Source organism: Yersinia sp. J1 (assembly GCF_050586585.1).
GTDB classification, from domain to species: domain Bacteria; phylum Pseudomonadota; class Gammaproteobacteria; order Enterobacterales; family Enterobacteriaceae; genus Yersinia; species Yersinia entomophaga.
On the sequence record NZ_JBOBDP010000004.1, the window covers coordinates 26,466 to 43,740 of the forward strand.

A 17,275-nucleotide genomic window follows, 5' to 3' on the forward strand; every position below is an offset into this window, starting at 1 on the left:
TCACCCGACACAGACACCTGTACCAGCAAAACGATTCTGACTAACCTTTCACCCCGCCAGCGGTTAATCCGCCCACCAGCCAGCGCTGTGCCAGTAGGAACACCGCGGTAATTGGAATGGCCGACAGGACTGCCGCCGCGGCGAAGTCACCCCACAAGTAGTTTTGTGGATTGAGGTATTGCTGCATACCGACCGCCAGCGTGTAACTGTTCACATCTCGCAGCAATAGAGAGGCCACCGGTACTTCGGTAATGGCGGCAATAAACGACAGGATAAACACCACCGCCAGAATCGGTACCGACAGCGGCAACAGCACCAATCGGAATGCTTGCCAGGGCGTCGCACCATCCAGCGCGGCTGCTTCTTCCAGCGAGTTATCGATAGTTTCAAAATAGCCTTTAATGGTCCAAACGTGCAGCGCGATACCGCCCATGTAGGCGAAAATCACGCCGCCGTGGGTATTCAGCCCAATAAACGGTAAATATTGGCCGAGTCGGTCAAACAACGCATACAGCGCTACCAGTGACAACACTGCAGGGAACATCTGAAAAATCAGCATTCCTTTCAATAGGCTACTTTTTCCTTTGAAACGCATACGCGCAAAGGCATAGGCGCAGGTGGTGGAAAGGGTGACAATACCGGCGGCGGTAATCACCGCGATCTTAATCGAGTTCCACAACCACAGCATCACGGGGAACGGCGGCGGCGTCACGCTGCCATCGGCGTGAGTCACGCTCATCCCCAATGCCAGCTTCCAGTGCTCCCAGGAAATCTGGTCTGGAATCAGGCTACCGGTAGCAAAGTTGCCGGGTCGCAGTGAAATGGCAATAACCATCAATAACGGGAACATAATCAGCGCGATAAAGCAGAGCATCAGAAAATGGGTACCCAATAGACGCAAACGCTGGGATTTAGGTTGAACCATGGCCATCTGCCTCTCCTCCTTAATCAAAATTCATTTTGCTGGCTTTCAGATTCAGTATCGCTAACGCGCCTACCAATATGAAAATCAGGGTGGCAATTGCCGCCGCGAGGCCGAAGTCCTGCCCGCCGCCGCCTTCAAAAGCGATTCGGTAGGTGTAGTTGACCAGCAAGTCGGTGTACCCTGCCGGCGTTGTGGTGCCGATCATATCCGGGCCGCCGTTAGTCAATAACTGAATCAATACGAAATTGTTAAAGTTAAAGGCAAAACTGGCGATCATCAGCGGCGTGAGCGGTTTGATCAGCAGCGGGAAGGTGATTTTGGTGAAGTTCTGCCACGGCCCGGCACCGTCCATTGCGGAAGCCTCGTATAAATCGTCAGGGATGGCTTTCAATAATCCCATGCACAGAATCATCATGTAGGGATAACCCAGCCAGGTATTGACGATTAAAATCATGCTCTTGGCGGTCAGAGGATCGTTAAACCACGCCGGTTTGATACCAAACAGGTGGCTCAGCATCAGGTTAATTTCACCGAAGCTTTGGTTGAATAACCCTTTGAAAATCAAAATGGAGATAAAGGACGGCACCGCATAGGGCAGAATCAGCATCACTCGGTAAATAGCTTTGCCTTTCAATGCGTCCCATTGTACTGCGCACGCCAGCACCATGCCCACGGCGACAGTAAAGGTCACGCTCAGAACCGAGAAAATAATGGTCCAGACAAAGATTGAGATAAACGGTTTTTGGATGCCTTCATCGTGCAGCACGCGCAGGAAGTTTTTCCAGCCAATAGTGACGGTAAAGCCGGGGCTGAGTTTTTCATTTTCCCACTGTCCATCGGCGTTGACGGCCTGATAAAAGCCTTCTGCAATATTGGGCCGATAAATAACGCCTGTTTGCTTATTAATCAGCTCCCTGCCGTCTGCACCAAGCGCATACAGCGGGCTGGTTCCGGCAAATTGGCGCAGTGAACTCATGCGCAGTTCGCCGCCATCAGGCAATACCGCGACCAATTGGTTTAGCGCCTGACGGTTTTGAGTAATCACTCGCAAAGAGGCGCGTTCACCCTGTGCTTCAGTGTTGGCCGGAGCGACGTTAACTCGCTGCTCGCTCAGCCCATCGAGGCTGAAAGGCTCAGATATCAAAAGTTGATCGCTATCCGGCGTGGTGAGCTGTAAACGCCATTGATTGCCCGCAGGATAGAGGCCGAAGCCGTAGGTTTTTCCGGTCTGGAACTGACGATCCATCAATACGGATTGCGCCCGCTCAAAGGTTAACTGGTTGGTGCTGCTGTAGTTGGTAAAGGCGATGGCGATGGTACAAATCAGCGGGAACAGGACGAATAGCCCCATACCGGCCACGCCGGGGTAAACATAGCGCCAGGCATAGGCGCGACGGTTGGCAAACACGTACAGCCCAAGGCTAACCAGAATCAGCGTCACTATGGCAAAAAGATATTCACCTTGCGCATACATTAATATGATCAGATAGCAGGTAAACAGGCTGATAAGGCCAATAGCCAGCCACTTCAGCGCATCACTCTGCCACCAGGCGACTTTCTTTTTGCGTCCATAACTTTCGGTTTGGGATAACTGCATAACGGGTCCCTTTTGTGACTATTTGGCCATTCTGTAGCGACTACAGCACTGCGATCTGACGTGAAGAATTTATCAGGGCACGGAATCCGTGCCCCTTTAACGAGCAGAGCCGTTACTTGGTAATACGAGTCGCGGCATCGTTCAATGCGGCTTCTACAGTTTGTCGACCATTGATTGCGTTCAATACCGCGCTGCGCGTGGCGTACCAGAATGCGCTCATCTGCGGGATATTCGGCATGATTTCGCCTTTGGTGGCGTTATCCATGGTGGCGGCAATCTTCGGATCTTTCGCCAACTGCTCTTGGAAGGATTTCAGCGCCACGGCGCCCAGCGGCTTGTCTTTATTTACTTCAGCCAGGCCTTGGTCGGTCAACAGGTAGTTTTCCAGGAATTCAGTGGCTAACTCTTTATTCGGGCTGGCGGCGTTGATACCGGCACTTAATACTCCGACGAAAGGTTTAGACGGCTGGCCGTGGAAAGTCGGCAATAGCGTGACGCCGTAGTTGATTTTACTCTTGTCGATATTTGACCACGCCCACGGGCCGTTGATGGTCATCGCGGTTTGGCCTTTGTTAAAGGCGGCTTCAGCGATGGAATAGTCAGTATCGGCATTGATATGCTTGTTTTTCACCAAATCGACGATGAATTGCAGGCCAGCTTTGGCTCCGGCATTGTTAACACCGACGTCTTTCACGTTATAGATGCCGTTTTCAAACTTGAAGGCATAACCGCCGTCAGCGGCAATAACCGGCCAAGTGAAGTAGGGTTCTTGCAGGTTCCACATGATGGCGCTTTTGCCTTTGGCCCGCAGTTCTTTATCCAGCGCTGGGATTTCTTCCCAGGTTTTTGGCGCGTCTTTAATAATGTCTTTGTTATAAATCAGCGATAGCGCTTCCACCGCGATTGGGTAGGCGATCAGCTTACCGTTGAAACGCACCGCGTCCCAGGTGAATGGGAACAGTTTGTCCTGGAAGGCTTTGGATGGATGGACTTCGGCCAGCAGGCCGGATTGCGCGTAGCCGCCGAAACGGTCGTGAGCCCAGAAGATAATGTCAGGGCCGTCGCCGGTGGCCGCAACCTGCGGGAATTTCTCTTCCAGTTTATCGGGATGTTCGATGGTGACTTTAATACCGGTATCTTTCTCGAATTTTTTACCCACTTCTGCCAGACCGTTATAGCCTTTATCGCCATTGATCCAGATAACCAGCTTACCTTCTTCAATCTTGGCAAAAGCGGAAGAGGAAAGTACCAGCGTGGTCAGCGCGGAAAGCGCCAGGACTCGAGCGGTCTTACCAACGCCGGACTTCATGAAACTGTGAGTCATAATCCAATCCTTTTATCCAATTTTGTGGGCACCGACTTTCGTGTGAATCAATAGCCGCTTATCGGGTAGCTGTGAGTCACAGTGCGAGGTGGCAGCGACAGCGTCATAATGTGGGTGCGCTGCAATTTAGTACGCTGTCATATTGGGTCACAACCGGACACAGTCTCATCCTCCCCCCGTCTACGCCCCCGACAAGGTTATTGTGACCCAGTTAACACTGCTGCCTATTCTGTGGGGTTAGCCACAAAAATACCGGTCGAAATTTGTAAGCAGGATCACGAATTTGTCTTTCGGTGGGAACTTTCGCTTACCCCCTTACCTCTCTCATCCTCCCATCTCCTCCCCCATGAAAAACTTTGTTACGGATGATTACCAAATTGCGGCATTCCCGCAGTATCAGCAGCATCAATTTTAACCACAGTTTGCAGGGCCAGGACTATGTTGCCAGCGCGTGCCGTTCCTCATCCTACGTTGTATCGGGTTCACCCGATCAGTTTCCGTGACGGAAACGGCGACGGCATGGGGGATTATCGCGGCCTGTTGAGAGCACTGACTTATCTGAACGCCTTATCGATTGATGGGCTGGTTGTGCCACAGGATATGCAACCCTGCGAGCAGACGGCTCGGCGGTTAGCCGAACAAGGCCTGGCGGTGTGGATTAACCCACAGAGCAACGCAGGCTCCGAGGCGTTACAGCAACCGCTATTGCAAGGTGCCTTGGCTCAGCAGGTGGTGCCGTTCAGTTCGGAAAAACTGGTGTCGGTATTAGCCGAGCGTCGGGCCACGCTTTCTCAGTCCGTGTGGAGCACCGGCGACGCCGAGCGGCCACGGGTAGTGAGCAACTGGGGGCAGGGCGATCTTCGCTCCGCAGACGCTTTTCTGACCTTGCTGGCGCTATTGCCCGCGCCTATAGCGCTGTACCAAGGGGAAGAGCTGGGCTTGCCTCACGCCGCTTCGCTACAGGAACCACAAGGTGCGCAGACGCCGATGCCGTGGCACGAAGCGCCAGAGCAGGCTACGTCCGGAGAGATTCATTGGTATCAGCGTGTGGCTATTGAACATCGCGCTATGGCCATCAGCCGCCAGCAGCAGGATCCTGATTCCACCCTGCGCTTTTGCCAAACGTTGTTGGCTCTACGCCGTCAGCCGGTGATTCAACAAGGGCAACTGGCTGAAATCAGCCAGCAGAACGGCGTAATCAGATTATTTATTACCCAGCAAGATCAATGTGTTGAAGCGCTGATCAATTTGCAGCCTTATACTCAGACGGCGACGCCGTCCGAGGCAACCTTGCCAGTGGCATGGCGGCACGGCGCGCAGAGAGAAAGTCATCAGAGTGCTGGGAGTCATCGCTGGGTTATGCCGGGTTTTGCTTCCGCCATTTTTCTTCAATCGGATTCACATGAAAAAGTTGTTTGCGCAAGCAAAGGAGTAACGCATGGCTAACGTAACGCTAAGCGGCGTTTATAAGGCCTTTGGTGAGGTCGTGATCTCCAAAGACGTCAATCTGGAGATCGAAGATGGTGAATTTGTGGTGTTTGTCGGTCCGTCAGGCTGCGGGAAATCAACGCTGCTGCGCATGATAGCCGGTCTTGAGGATATTACCGCTGGCGAGTTGTTGATCGGCGGTAAACGGATGAACGAAGTGCCGCCCGCAGAACGCGGCATCGGCATGGTATTCCAGTCTTATGCGCTCTATCCCCATCTGTCGGTGGCGGAAAACATGTCTTTCGGCCTGAAGCTGGCCGGTGCCAAAAAAACTGAAATTAACCAGCGAGTTAATCAGGTCGCTGAAGTGCTGCAACTGGCGCACCTATTGGATCGTCGGCCAAAAGCCTTGTCCGGCGGGCAACGTCAGCGAGTCGCTATTGGTCGTACGCTGGTGGCTGAACCGGATGTGTTCCTGCTGGACGAACCCTTATCCAACCTGGACGCCGCGCTGCGGGTGCAGATGCGCATTGAGATTTCCCGACTTCACAAGCGCCTGCAACGCACCATGATTTACGTTACGCACGATCAGGTCGAAGCCATGACGCTGGCAGACAAAATCGTGGTGTTGGATGCCGGTAACGTGGCGCAGGTGGGTAAACCGCTGGAGCTATATCACTACCCGGCCAACCGCTTTGTCGCCGGTTTTATCGGTTCGCCAAAAATGAATTTCCTCCCAGTGAAAGTGACCGCCGTTGAGCCTCGTCAGGTACAAATCGAGCTACCGAACCGCCAGTTGGTCTGGCTACCGGTGGAAGGCGATCGCGTACAGGTCGGCGCCAATATGTCGCTGGGTATTCGACCGGAGCATCTGCTGCCAAGCAGCGAATCGGAAGTCACGCTGGAAGGCCCGATTCAGGTAGTAGAGCAACTGGGCAATGAAACACAGATTCATATCCAAATCCCCGCAATACGTCAGAACCTGGTTTACCGCCAGAACGACGTGGTGCTGGTAGAAGAAGGTGCAACATTCGCCATCGGGCTGCCGCCATATCGCTGTCATCTGTTCCGTGAAGATGGCTCTGCGTGTCAACGGCTGCATCAAGAGCCGGGCGTCTACTGACAGTGAATGTAAAGCACGCACGCCGTTAGGCAAATTAAACAGGAGATTTCTGATGACTACTCTGCGCAAGTTACCGATAGCACTGGCTGTTGCCGCTGGTGTTCTGTCAACACAAGCGATGGCCGTAGATTTCCACGGTTATGCACGTTCTGGTATCGGTTGGACAGGGAGCGGCGGTGAGCAACAATGTTTCAAAACCACCGGCGCTCAAACTAAATACCGTTTGGGCAACGAATGTGAAACCTATGCGGAAATCAAATTAGGCCAGGAACTGTGGAAAGAAGGGGATAAAAGCTTCTACTTCGATACCAACGTAGCCTATTCCGTATCACAGCGTGACGATTGGGAATCAACGGATCCCGCTTTCCGTGAAGCCAACGTGCAGGGTAAGAATCTGATCGAATGGTTGCCGGGTTCCACCATGTGGGCAGGTAAACGCTTCTATCAACGTCATGACGTTCACATGATCGACTTCTACTACTGGGATATCTCCGGCCCAGGTGCAGGTTTGGAAAACATCGATCTGGGCTTCGGCAAGCTGTCTTTGGCCGCAACCCGTAACTCTGAAGCCGGTGGCTCCAGCGCCTGGATCGATAATCAGCGTAAAGATGCAGATAAAACCATTAATGACGTGTTTGACGTGCGTTTAGCCGGATTGGAAACCAACCCAGGCGGTACGCTTGAGTTCGGTGTGGACTACGGTCGCGCTAATACTCAGGACGGTTATGCATTGGCACAAGATGCGACCAAAGACGGCGTCTTGCTGACGGCGGAACATACTCAAAGCATGTTCGGCGGCTTTAACAAATTTGTGGTTCAGTACGCCACCGATTCGATGACCTCATGGAACAGCGGCCATTCACAGGGCTCTCTGGTGAATAACAACGGCAGTATGCTGCGTATTATTGACCACGGTGCCATTAATCTGGCTGAAAAATGGGACATGATGTACGTCGCTTTATACCAGGATACCGATTGGGATAACAAAAACGGCACCACTTGGTACAGTGTGGGCGTGCGCCCAATGTATAAATGGACGCCGATCATGAGCACCTTACTGGAAGCAGGCTACGACAACGTGAAATCTCAGCGTACCGGCGACCGTAACGGCCAGTACAAACTGACTCTGGCTCAACAATGGCAGGCGGGGGATAGCATCTGGTCTCGTCCGGCCATCCGCGTGTTTGCAACCTATGCAAACTGGGATGAGAAATGGGGCTACGATAACGTTAAGGGCAGTCCTGACCTCGGGCTGGCGCAGAACGGCACTATCGGCACCGATAGCCGTGGTAAAAACAACGAAGTAACCTTCGGCGCACAATTCGAAGCCTGGTGGTAACAGCAGTGACGCAGCCGTCCTTCGGGGCGGCTGTTTGATTTTTTAAAGCAAGATCAAGTGATAACCCGATAAATTTCAAATCGCCACCTTAAAGCCGATTGAAACATAAAGGGTTATGGATTGGTTAACTTTGCCGACCTTGCCCGTGCGGAGTTAGCGCTGACGCTCAATCTATGAGGGTATAACAATGAAAAAGAATCTGCTGTCACTCTGTTTGTCTCTGGCCTTGGGTTTGACTGCGCCGCTGGCAGTGCAGGCCGCTTCTACTATTTCTCCGGCCAATGTTTCGGTTGCACCGAGCATTAGTCCATCGACTTTACAAAGCTTGCCGTGGCAACCGTTAGTTCCACCGGCGTCGCAGGAAATCAAACTGACCAACGCCAGCCCGCATATTTCTCAGGGTGAAATTGAAGGTGCGGTAGCCGCTTTCGCGTTGCCAGCCGATCGCGGTTCGATGGAAGTCACGCTGAGTAGTCAGGTGGTGGATAATAAACTCTACTCTCCAAGCGTCGTGGTGCTGGACGAACAAATGCGCCCGGCGGCCTACTATCCAGCCAGCTATTTTACCTACGAAAAAGCCGGCATCATGAGTTTCGATCGTCTTGAAGGCGTACTGAAACTGACTCCAGCATTAGGCCAAAAACAAATCTACCTGCTGGTGTACACCACCAAACAGGATCTGGCAAAAACGACTCAACTGCTCGATCCGGCCAAAGCCTATGCCCAAGGCGTAGGTAACGCAGTACCAAATATTCCCGATCCTATCGCCAGCCATGCTCCGACTGGTGTGCTGAAAATCAAAGCCACTGCGGAACAAAGCATGGGCAACATTATGATTGGTTTCACTCAGCCAGCCGCGCCCGCTCCTGTCGTGGTCGGAAATACTCAGCCCGTAGTGGCAGCCGCACCGGCTCCGGTGAGTAAACCGACCGAGCCAATGCTTAACGATACCGAAAGCTATTTCAATCAGGCGATCAAAGATGCGGTAAAAGCGGGCGATGTGGATAAAGCGCTGAAACTGCTGAATGAAGCGGAAAAACTAGGCTCAACCTCCGCGCGTCAAACCTTTATTGGCAGCGTCAAAGGCAAGGGCTAGATACCCAGCGCTGCCGAATGTGGCTGGATGATTGGTGCGCCGTGGCGCACCTTTTTTCTTTGTGATCTATGGCGGCTACTGCGCGTGTGGATTTTGGTTTACGTACGAATGTATACCCCGACTGATTTTATCTGCGACATCTTTGGCGATGATTTATGATGGTTATCGCGTTCTTCCCTTTCTCAACCTTATTTCTCTTAATTAGATCAATTTACCTAATGCATTCTGCAAATGTGACGCAGTTAACTCACTGTTGTCGTTATGATCATCAGATGCTACTCGACGTGTTACCCCAAGGGCTTTCTGCGCTACAATAGCCCCATGTTGACCAATTGCGGGGAGCCAGATGTATCCCCGGCGGGAGCGAGCCGAATGTCATACGGCGAGGTATCAATTCTAAAACCTATTCAATGGCGATCTATTGATCAGCCTAATCTCAGTGCCGATATTGCCGATTGGTTGATGGAGCTGGGGTCAATGACCCGCCGTTTTGAGCAACATTGCCAACGGGTACATATCGAACCAAAGCTGGAATGTTTTATTACTCGCGATGAACTGGGTGAAGAGGCGGAACATTTGCCGATAAGCCAGCGTTATTGGCTGAGAGAAGTTATTTTGTTCGGTGATGCTCAGCCTTGGTTATTGGGGCGGACGGTGGTGCCAGAAGAAACCCTTTCTGGCTCCGATCGTGCGCTGGTGGATCTGGGAACGGTGCCTCTAGGGCGCTATCTGTTCAGTGGCGATGCTCTGACGCGAGACTATATCCAAACGGGGTTACAGGAAAAGCTTTGGGCGCGCCGTTCACTTTTACGCCTGTCTGGGAAACCCCTGTTGCTGACGGAAGTATTCTTGCCAGCGTCGCCGTTATATCAGCTTTCCAGGGTGTGACTATGAGCAAAGATTTGGGAGATAAATAAATTGGATGGAAGTGTTCTTCAAAGCAAATGGCGCGCCTATTGCCGTTTGATGCGAATTGATAAGCCTATTGGTTCACTGCTGTTACTGTGGCCAACATTATGGGCGTTATGGCTGGCAGGACGCGGTATTCCTGATGCAAAAATTCTGATCGTGTTCGTGCTGGGCGTGTTTATGATGCGTGCCGCAGGCTGTGTGGTGAATGATTTCGCCGATCGTAAAATCGATGGACACGTAAAACGCACCGCTTCACGGCCATTGCCCAGTGGCGCTGTGAGCGAAAAAGAAAGCAAAATCCTGTTTGGCGTACTGGTGCTGATCTCGTTCGGGCTGGTTCTGACCTTAAACAGTATGACCATCTGGCTATCTCTGGTGGGGCTGGCACTGGCCTGGATTTATCCCTTTATGAAGCGGGTAACCAACTTGCCGCAGGTGGTGTTAGGCACGGCATTTGGCTGGTCGATTCCAATGGGTTTTGCCGCAGTAAGCGAAAGCCTGCCGCTGGTATGTTGGTTGTTGCTGTTGGCGAATATTTGCTGGACCGTCGCTTATGACACGCTGTATGCGATGGTAGATAGGGACGATGACCTAAAAATTGGCGTCAAATCCACGGCTATTCTATTCGGTCAGTATGACCGCCTCATCGTCGGGTTGCTGCAACTGGCTACGTTGTTATTGATGGTGATTATCGGTTATCTGATGCATTTAGGCGGGGCGTTCTATTGGTCCGTTTTATTAGCCGGCGCTCTATTTATTCATCAGCAGAAAATGATTGCTAAACGTCAGCGTGAACCTTGTTTCCAGGCTTTCCTGAATAATAATTACGTTGGTTTGGTTCTGTTCCTTGGGATTCTGTTGAGCTATTGGTCATTGAATTAAACCCCAAATGATACAAATAGAAAGGGCCAGATATTATCTGGCCCTTTGCTTATTCAGCTATCTGGAAATTATTCTGCTGGTTTATCTGGAGCAGGTAACTGATTTGTCTCGGCAGGCATACTGACGCTTTCAATCGTCAGCTTCACTTCCGGCGTCATCAGGTTGCTTAGCATATTGTAAACTTCCAGCGTATGTTCCTGCACCGCATCGCCAATATCGTTGATATAGCCTTCTTCGCGCAGAGTTGCAACCAGCGTGGAGAATACGGCCTTATCAAAGAATTCCGGCGCGTTAATACCATGCAGTACGGAAAGACGCTGCGCCATGATGCGACTCTCTTTCTCCAGCGCGCCCCGATTGATGCTTGGGTTTGCGCTGAGCAAAGAGAGCGTAATTGCGTAGCGTTGCAGAGTTTCACGCACGCCAGCGGCCAGCAGCTGCAACGGACGAATACGCGCTGGATTCAACACTAATTCATCGCCTTTATCGCAAATCAACTGTTGGCGCGCCAGTTCGTTAACCAGCGTATCCAGCGTTGGCGCAAGTTCTTCCTTGGTATAATGCAGGAAAAGCTCGGCTTTCAGCATTGGGTAAATCATACCGATCTTGCGTAATAACTCGGAACGAGTAATACGGCGATGGTACATCACCATGCTAGCAATCAGTGAAGGCAGCATCAGCAAGTGCTGAATATTATTACGGTAGTAAGTCATTAACACCGCCTGCTCACGTGGCAGGATTATGATGTCACCGATGTTGTCTTTCTCTACCTCGAACTTATTCATTTTCAACGCGTGGTTCAGCAACTCTTCCGGCGTTTTATCCGGTACGGTCACATCTTTGGCGTAAGGCACATTGCGTAGCAGTTGCAGGTAGCAATCGAGTTGCTCCAACAGTTGCTCGCGAGTCAATGAACGCTGACGCGATGCCAGCAGCGCGGTAGAACATAAGTTCATTGCGTTAGCCGCTGCGGCATTATTGATACGAACCATAATTTTAGCAGCTAAATCGTTAACCGCCGGAGTCAGCCAACTTGGGCGCTGAGCTTCGATTGGATCGATAGCATCACGCCAGTCTGGCACGTTGTTGTTGAGATAAGTAGTCAATGGCAAAGGTTCGCCAAAGTTCACATAGCCCTGACCCAAATTGCGAAGTTTGCGCAGACCGCGCAGCATTTGCATCAGGCTTTCTTTCTCTTTGGTCGCGCCGCGCAGTTCTTTGGCGTATGTCCCAACTTCCATTACGTGCTCGTAACCGATGTAAATTGGCACCAGAGTAATAGGGCGGGAGCCGCCGCGTAGCATGGCCTGTATTGTCATCGACAGGGTGCCAGTTTTGGGTTCCAGCAGCCGACCGGTGCGTGAACGGCCACCTTCCACAAAGTATTCAACGGAATAACCACGGGTGAATAGCTCACCTAGGTATTCACGGAACACGGTGGAATACAGCTTGTTGCCCTTAAAGGTACGGCGAATAAAGAAGGCACCTAAACGACGGAAAATCGGGCCAGCCGGCCAGAAGTTCAGGTTGATACCGGCAGCAATATGCGGCGGTACCAGGCCTTGATGATAAAGCACGTAGGACAGCAACAGATAGTCCATGTGGCTACGATGGCAGGGGACATACACGATTTCGTGGCCATCTTGTGCCAATTGGCGCACGCGCTCGGCGTTATGAACATTGATGCCCTGATACAGACGGTTCCAGGTCCAACTCAACACGCGATCGGATAAACGCACGGCTTCATAAGAGAAGTTTGCCGCAATCTCTTCCATCAAATTGATGGCATTTTGCTGCGCTTTTTCGTGGGAAATTTTCTTGGTACGCGCTTCATCAGCCACCGCTTTTTCGATAGCTTTTGACGCCAGCAGCTTTTTAAATAGCTCCTGACGTGCCGGCAGACTTGGGCCAACGGCAGCTAAACGCTGACGAGAGAAGTGCATACGCGCGACTCTGGCCAGCTTATGGGCGATGGTTTTGTCAGTGCCGTGCTCACTGGCCATGCGGCGCAGGGAAACGGTAGTCGAGAATCGCACAAAGCTATCGCGACCCAGCCACAGTACGGCAAAGAATTTTTGTACGCCGTTCAGTACGCGCAGATGTGGTGTACCGTGACCTTCCCGGCCCGGAGAGCGGCCAAACATTACTGATACCGGTAGCATCTGAATATCCAGCTCAGGATTATTGCGATGCAGATCCAGATAATCGTGGAATAATTTTACCGATTCCTGCTTCGGGGCATAATAGCGAAATACCCGTGGGCCATTATCGATGAAAACGTGACTTGGCAGCTGTGCACCGTCTATTTCCAGTGGAATCAACGGATCGGGAAGATCTTGTGCCAGGCACTGCGCTCGCAATGTCAGCAAATCAGCCTTAGAGTTATAAGGTAAAACATACAAAATTGGACGTGACGGGTCTAACCCCAGTTCAGTCACAGGATCTGCGGGGATTACCTTGCTTTTTACCAACAATTTAAGTGGTAAATTCAGTAACTTATAATATATTTTACGCCAACCTGACATAACAACGTGAAGCCTCTTGTTAGCAATTCGCCGCAAGGATACCAGAAACTCGTTTTGAGATCTGTGGTGATCAGACTGATGGAAGCAGCGAAACTATTATCAATCCAATAAAAAGGTACATAACTCATGGCTAATCAATCAACAGGACTAACCCGTATCTATAAAGCGGCAGGTTATTCTGTGAAAGGGTTAACCGCTGCTTGGAAAAATGAAGCCGCTTTCCGGCAGGAGGCCGTGGTGGCCGTCATCGCTATCATACTGGCCTTCTGGCTTGATGTGGGAGTCATAGAGCGAATTTTATTGATCGGATCTGTCGTCTTGGTGGTGGTGGTTGAAATTATCAACAGTGCGATTGAAGCGGTTGTTGACCGGATTGGCAGCGAGCTGCATGACCTTTCAGGTCGGGCAAAGGATATGGGGTCCGCCGCAGTGCTCATCACTATCCTGCTGGCGGTATTTATTTGGGCTACTGTGCTGTGGCAATACTTGAATTTGGCATAGTTCAGGGAAAGAGCAAATAGTGGTGAAGAACAATACAGCCATTAATCCCTGTTTTTATTCACTCTTCGGTTCCCAATAGGGGTTTGGCTGTATATACTCACAGCTAAACTGTATAAACAAACAGGGGGCGGAATGAAAGCACTTACTACCAGACAGCAACAGGTCTACGACTTGGTTCGCGATCACATCTCGCAAACGGGCATGCCACCGACACGTGCCGAGATCGCGCAGCGTCTGGGGTTCCGTTCGCCTAATGCCGCAGAAGAGCATCTAAAGGCGTTGGCGCGTAAAGGGGTGATTGAGATCGTCTCCGGCGCTTCTCGTGGTATTCGCCTATTAATGGAAGACGAAGAAGGCCTGCCGCTGATTGGCCGGGTTGCTGCGGGCGAACCGCTGTTAGCGCAGCAGCATATTGAAGGTCACTATAAAGTTGATCCTTCGCTGTTTAAGCCTAATGCTGATTTTCTGCTGCGGGTAAACGGTATGTCTATGAGAGATATCGGTATTCTGGACGGTGATTTGCTTGCGGTTCATAAAACTCAGGATGTGCGCAATGGGCAGGTTGTGGTGGCGCGTATTGATGATGAAGTTACTGTTAAGCGTCTGAAAAAACAAGGTAATATTGTTCAGTTGCTGCCTGAAAACAGTGAATTTCAGCCCATCGTCGTCGATCTGCGCGAGCAAACATTTACTATCGAAGGTTTAGCCGTTGGCGTTATCCGCAATGGCGACTGGATTTAACGAACCACGTATTCCTACCTGCGGTAGTTAGCGTTAATAGCAATTGATTTTATCCCTTAAATAAAGCCCCTTCATTGGGGTTTTATTATGTGTGCTACGACTCAAATAATCCTGTATCTCATCAGAAATGAAGGCATATATATTGGTTAATCACTCACATGACAGTGTTTTAGTAATATTGAGAACTATCCGATAATAACGAGTTACTTGCTGATTTAAATACAGAATAATATGAGGTTTTCTTAGCCTGCCTACTATTTCATTACTATTCCATAGTACTAATTTAGCCATCGGCAGAATGCTCTGCTATAGTTATTTCACGGTAAGAATAAGACAACGATTCAATTTAAGATTGTCTTATTAATTTACTGGTAATTATATTAGCCTATATATTAATAGGAATTAAATAAACTGAGCTAACAAAAGTTAACGGAGATATTATGAATAAAGATCAAGCCGACGGTAACTGGAAGCAGTTTAAAGGGAAAATTAAAGAGAAATGGGGCAAGCTGACGGATGATGACCTGAAGGTGATAGAAGGGAAACGCGAACAGCTGGTAGGTAAAATTCAGGAAAAATACGGTTATCAGAAGGAAGCTGCGGAAAAAGAAGTGAAAGCTTGGGAAGATCATACCAAATATCGCTGGTAACCTGAGTTGGTATTAATATATGAATATAAAACTTACCTCCCTCCACGGTGTTATTAAATGTGTCGATATTTTATAAATAGAGTTATTTATTAAAATATAATTTAATATCATCAAGTTTACATGTTTTATATTAAGATGTTGCAAGCACAAGGAGGTGCTGACACTTCCAGTGTTGGTTATAATTAATGTCAATCAATACAATGTTAATTAATACAGTGAGTCATGACGACAAACCATTTTTTATTTTATTTCTGCCGCCGTATGACGACAGAAATGATTTCTGCACCAGGGGTTACTTTTCCAAGGTTACTTTCTTTTTGCCACTAGACTATGGTCGTGATCGCAATGTTCATGGCTATCACAGGCTTCGACTTCGCCGCACGTGGCGCAAAGGCCGTGAGCCTCTACCACGCTGTGACGCAGCGCAAAACCTGATTGTTTCGCCAGCAAAGCTAAGGCTTCTTCAATACCAACGGTGGTTTTTTCCGTTACCAAACCGCAGCGATCGCAAATAAACAGCGCTGAGGTGTGCAGCGGCTCCTCAAAATGATGGCACAGCACATAGCTGTTTGCCGACTCAACTTTGTGTATAAATCCTTGTTCTAAAAGAAAATCCAAAGCGCGATAGACGGTTGGCGGCTTAGCCTGAGGCTCGGAAACCCGCAATAAATCCAGCAGATCATAAGCGCTGATTGCGCCCGGTTGCTGTGCCATCAGACGCAAAACTTCCAAACGTTGCGGAGTCAGCCGTACATTTCGTTGTTTACACAGGCTTTCGGCCTGAGCAAGCAGCTTTTCTTGGTTGATTGAAGTCATGATAATCGTCCCGCAACATTATTATTTGTGCAATTTTAACATATCTCCGCGTGATCGCCGATAGGCGCCGTGAGTTACCTCTATCCGCGTCACATTTCCGCATAGATCAATAGGTTAAGTCGTAAGATTATTGCGCTGGAATGCGTCCTTAGGTTCTATGGTATAATCCCGCATTCCAGCCCACTGATGATTTGCTATGCAACCAAAACAGCGGGAATTGACGTAATAACAACCGATGAAACTCACCGCACATGCACGAAAATCAGACTGTATCTAACGCCCAAACTGGTCATTCAGGCTACCCATTACAACGTTTCTCCGTCGCGCCGATGCTCGATTGGACGGATCGTCACTGCCGCTATTTCCACCGTTTGCTGACCAAACAGGCGCTGCTTTACACGGAAATGGTCACCACTGGTGCCATTATCCACGGCAAGGCTGATTATCTGGCTTACAGTGAGCAAGATCATCCGGTAGCGCTACAATTGGGCGGCAGCGATCCGCAGGCGTTAGCCCATTGCGCGAAACTAGCGGAACAGCGTGGTTATAACGAAATTAATCTGAATGTTGGTTGCCCTTCCGATCGGGTGCAAAACGGTCGCTTTGGTGCCTGTTTGATGGGGGAAGCGGAGCTGGTTGCCGATTGTGTTAAAGCGATGCGCGATGTGGTTTCCATACCGGTAACGGTTAAAACCCGAATCGGCATTGACGATCAGGACAGCTACGAGTTTTTGTGTGATTTCGTGCAGAAAGTCTCAGAGCAGGGCGGTTGCGATATGTTTACTATTCATGCGCGTAAAGCCTGGCTATCCGGTTTGAGTCCGAAGGAAAATCGTGAAGTGCCACCTCTGGATTATCCGCGAGTTTATCAGCTAAAGCGTGATTTCCCCGAGTTGACCATCGCCATCAACGGCGGCGTGAAAACCTTGGATGAAGCGAAAGAACACCTCAAATATCTCGATGGCGTGATGATTGGCCGCGAGGCATATCAAAATCCGAGTATTTTGACGCAGGTAGACCGCGAACTCTTCGATCCACAGGCGGCGATTACGGATAGTGTAGCGGCGGTAGAGGCTCTCTATCCCTACATTGAGCAAGAATTAGCGCGTGGGGCTTATTTAGGCCATATCACCCGACATATTCTGGGCATCTTCCAGGGCATTCCCGGTGCGCGTCAGTGGCGCCGCCATTTAAGCGAGAATGCTCATAAGCCTGGCGCCGATGTTTCCGTGGTAGAGAAAGCCCTATCGTTAGTGAAACAGCCTCAACATAATTCACTATAAGTTAGTCAAAATGACCAAGCCCGTTATGTTCTTTAGCGGGCTACAATTGTTCATCTCTATTTAATTCAGTCAATTAGCCCTTATCTATAAGCTGGCACGCTTCTTGTAATACCCAATCAGCATTATCCAATAT

15 protein-coding genes are annotated in these 17,275 nt (G+C 50.2%); 10 read left to right on the top strand and 5 right to left on the bottom strand.

Annotated features, from left to right (window positions below):
* Window positions 1-40 precede the first annotated feature (40 nt).
* The 3 genes from malG to malE all read right to left on the bottom strand — a co-directional run bounded on the left by malG (window position 41) and on the right by malE (window position 3,846).
* A complete protein-coding gene (gene malG / locus ACQ4OC_RS08580) occupies window positions 41-931 on the bottom strand; it encodes a maltose ABC transporter permease MalG (protein ID WP_049598118.1) in 891 nt (296 codons plus the stop codon).
* A 13-nt stretch (window positions 932-944) separates the two neighbouring features.
* Window positions 945-2,522: a maltose ABC transporter permease MalF gene (gene malF, locus ACQ4OC_RS08585; protein ID WP_064515525.1), complete on the bottom strand. Its 1,578-nt coding sequence runs from the start codon at window positions 2,520-2,522 to the stop codon at window positions 945-947.
* Between the two features lie 112 nt (window positions 2,523-2,634).
* The gene (gene malE / locus ACQ4OC_RS08590; protein ID WP_064515523.1) at window positions 2,635-3,846 is read right to left on the bottom strand and encodes a maltose/maltodextrin ABC transporter substrate-binding protein MalE; all 1,212 of its coding nucleotides are present in this window, start codon (window positions 3,844-3,846) and stop codon (window positions 2,635-2,637) included.
* A 438-nt stretch (window positions 3,847-4,284) separates the two neighbouring features.
* On the opposite strand from malE, the gene ACQ4OC_RS08595 reads away from it, so the two are divergent.
* From ACQ4OC_RS08595 to ubiA, 6 genes are all read left to right on the top strand, one after another.
* The gene (locus tag ACQ4OC_RS08595; RefSeq protein ID WP_120805615.1) at window positions 4,285-5,292 is read left to right on the top strand and encodes a hypothetical protein; all 1,008 of its coding nucleotides are present in this window, start codon (window positions 4,285-4,287) and stop codon (window positions 5,290-5,292) included.
* Complete coding sequence (gene malK, locus ACQ4OC_RS08600) at window positions 5,285-6,397, top strand: maltose/maltodextrin ABC transporter ATP-binding protein MalK (RefSeq protein ID WP_064515521.1); 1,113 nt, start codon at window positions 5,285-5,287, stop codon at window positions 6,395-6,397. The genes ACQ4OC_RS08595 and malK overlap by 8 nt, the downstream gene beginning before the upstream one ends.
* 52 nt (window positions 6,398-6,449) lie before the next feature.
* Window positions 6,450-7,736 (top strand): maltoporin, encoded by a 1,287-nt coding sequence (locus tag ACQ4OC_RS08605; protein WP_064515519.1) that lies wholly within the window; start codon window positions 6,450-6,452, stop codon window positions 7,734-7,736.
* 187 nt (window positions 7,737-7,923) lie between these two features.
* On the top strand, window positions 7,924-8,832 hold the full coding sequence (malM, locus tag ACQ4OC_RS08610; protein WP_430971101.1) for a maltose operon protein MalM: 909 nt from the start codon (window positions 7,924-7,926) through the stop codon (window positions 8,830-8,832).
* 372 nt (window positions 8,833-9,204) lie between these two features.
* Window positions 9,205-9,720 (top strand): chorismate lyase, encoded by a 516-nt coding sequence (gene ubiC / locus ACQ4OC_RS08615; RefSeq protein WP_064515513.1) that lies wholly within the window; start codon window positions 9,205-9,207, stop codon window positions 9,718-9,720.
* Between the two features lie 30 nt (window positions 9,721-9,750).
* Window positions 9,751-10,626: a 4-hydroxybenzoate octaprenyltransferase gene (ubiA, locus tag ACQ4OC_RS08620; RefSeq protein ID WP_064515511.1), complete on the top strand. Its 876-nt coding sequence runs from the start codon at window positions 9,751-9,753 to the stop codon at window positions 10,624-10,626.
* A 68-nt stretch (window positions 10,627-10,694) separates the two neighbouring features.
* Here the strand turns inward: ubiA and plsB are convergent, their stop codons facing one another.
* Window positions 10,695-13,151 carry a glycerol-3-phosphate 1-O-acyltransferase PlsB gene (gene plsB / locus ACQ4OC_RS08625; RefSeq protein ID WP_064515510.1) on the bottom strand — a complete coding sequence of 819 codons (2,457 nt, stop codon included), beginning with the start codon at window positions 13,149-13,151 and terminating at the stop codon, window positions 10,695-10,697.
* 126 nt (window positions 13,152-13,277) lie between these two features.
* On the opposite strand from plsB, the gene ACQ4OC_RS08630 reads away from it, so the two are divergent.
* The 3 genes from ACQ4OC_RS08630 (at window position 13,278) to ACQ4OC_RS08640 (ending at window position 15,043) form a co-directional block, all read left to right on the top strand.
* Window positions 13,278-13,652, top strand: coding sequence for a diacylglycerol kinase (locus ACQ4OC_RS08630; protein ID WP_064515508.1), 375 nt, complete (start codon window positions 13,278-13,280; stop codon window positions 13,650-13,652).
* A 132-nt stretch (window positions 13,653-13,784) separates the two neighbouring features.
* Window positions 13,785-14,393 carry a transcriptional repressor LexA gene (lexA, locus tag ACQ4OC_RS08635; protein WP_049598050.1) on the top strand — a complete coding sequence of 203 codons (609 nt, stop codon included), beginning with the start codon at window positions 13,785-13,787 and terminating at the stop codon, window positions 14,391-14,393.
* Between the two features lie 440 nt (window positions 14,394-14,833).
* Window positions 14,834-15,043, top strand: coding sequence for a CsbD family protein (locus ACQ4OC_RS08640; RefSeq protein ID WP_049598049.1), 210 nt, complete (start codon window positions 14,834-14,836; stop codon window positions 15,041-15,043).
* Between the two features lie 306 nt (window positions 15,044-15,349).
* Here the strand turns inward: ACQ4OC_RS08640 and zur are convergent, their stop codons facing one another.
* Window positions 15,350-15,859, bottom strand: a complete 510-nt coding sequence (zur, locus tag ACQ4OC_RS08645; RefSeq protein ID WP_064515506.1) for a zinc uptake transcriptional repressor Zur — start codon at window positions 15,857-15,859, stop codon at window positions 15,350-15,352.
* 251 nt (window positions 15,860-16,110) lie between these two features.
* Here zur and dusA point away from each other — a divergent pair, with 251 nt between their 5' ends.
* Window positions 16,111-17,142 (top strand): tRNA dihydrouridine(20/20a) synthase DusA, encoded by a 1,032-nt coding sequence (gene dusA / locus ACQ4OC_RS08650; RefSeq protein WP_064515504.1) that lies wholly within the window; start codon window positions 16,111-16,113, stop codon window positions 17,140-17,142.
* The last annotated feature ends 133 nt before the right edge of the window (window positions 17,143-17,275 follow it).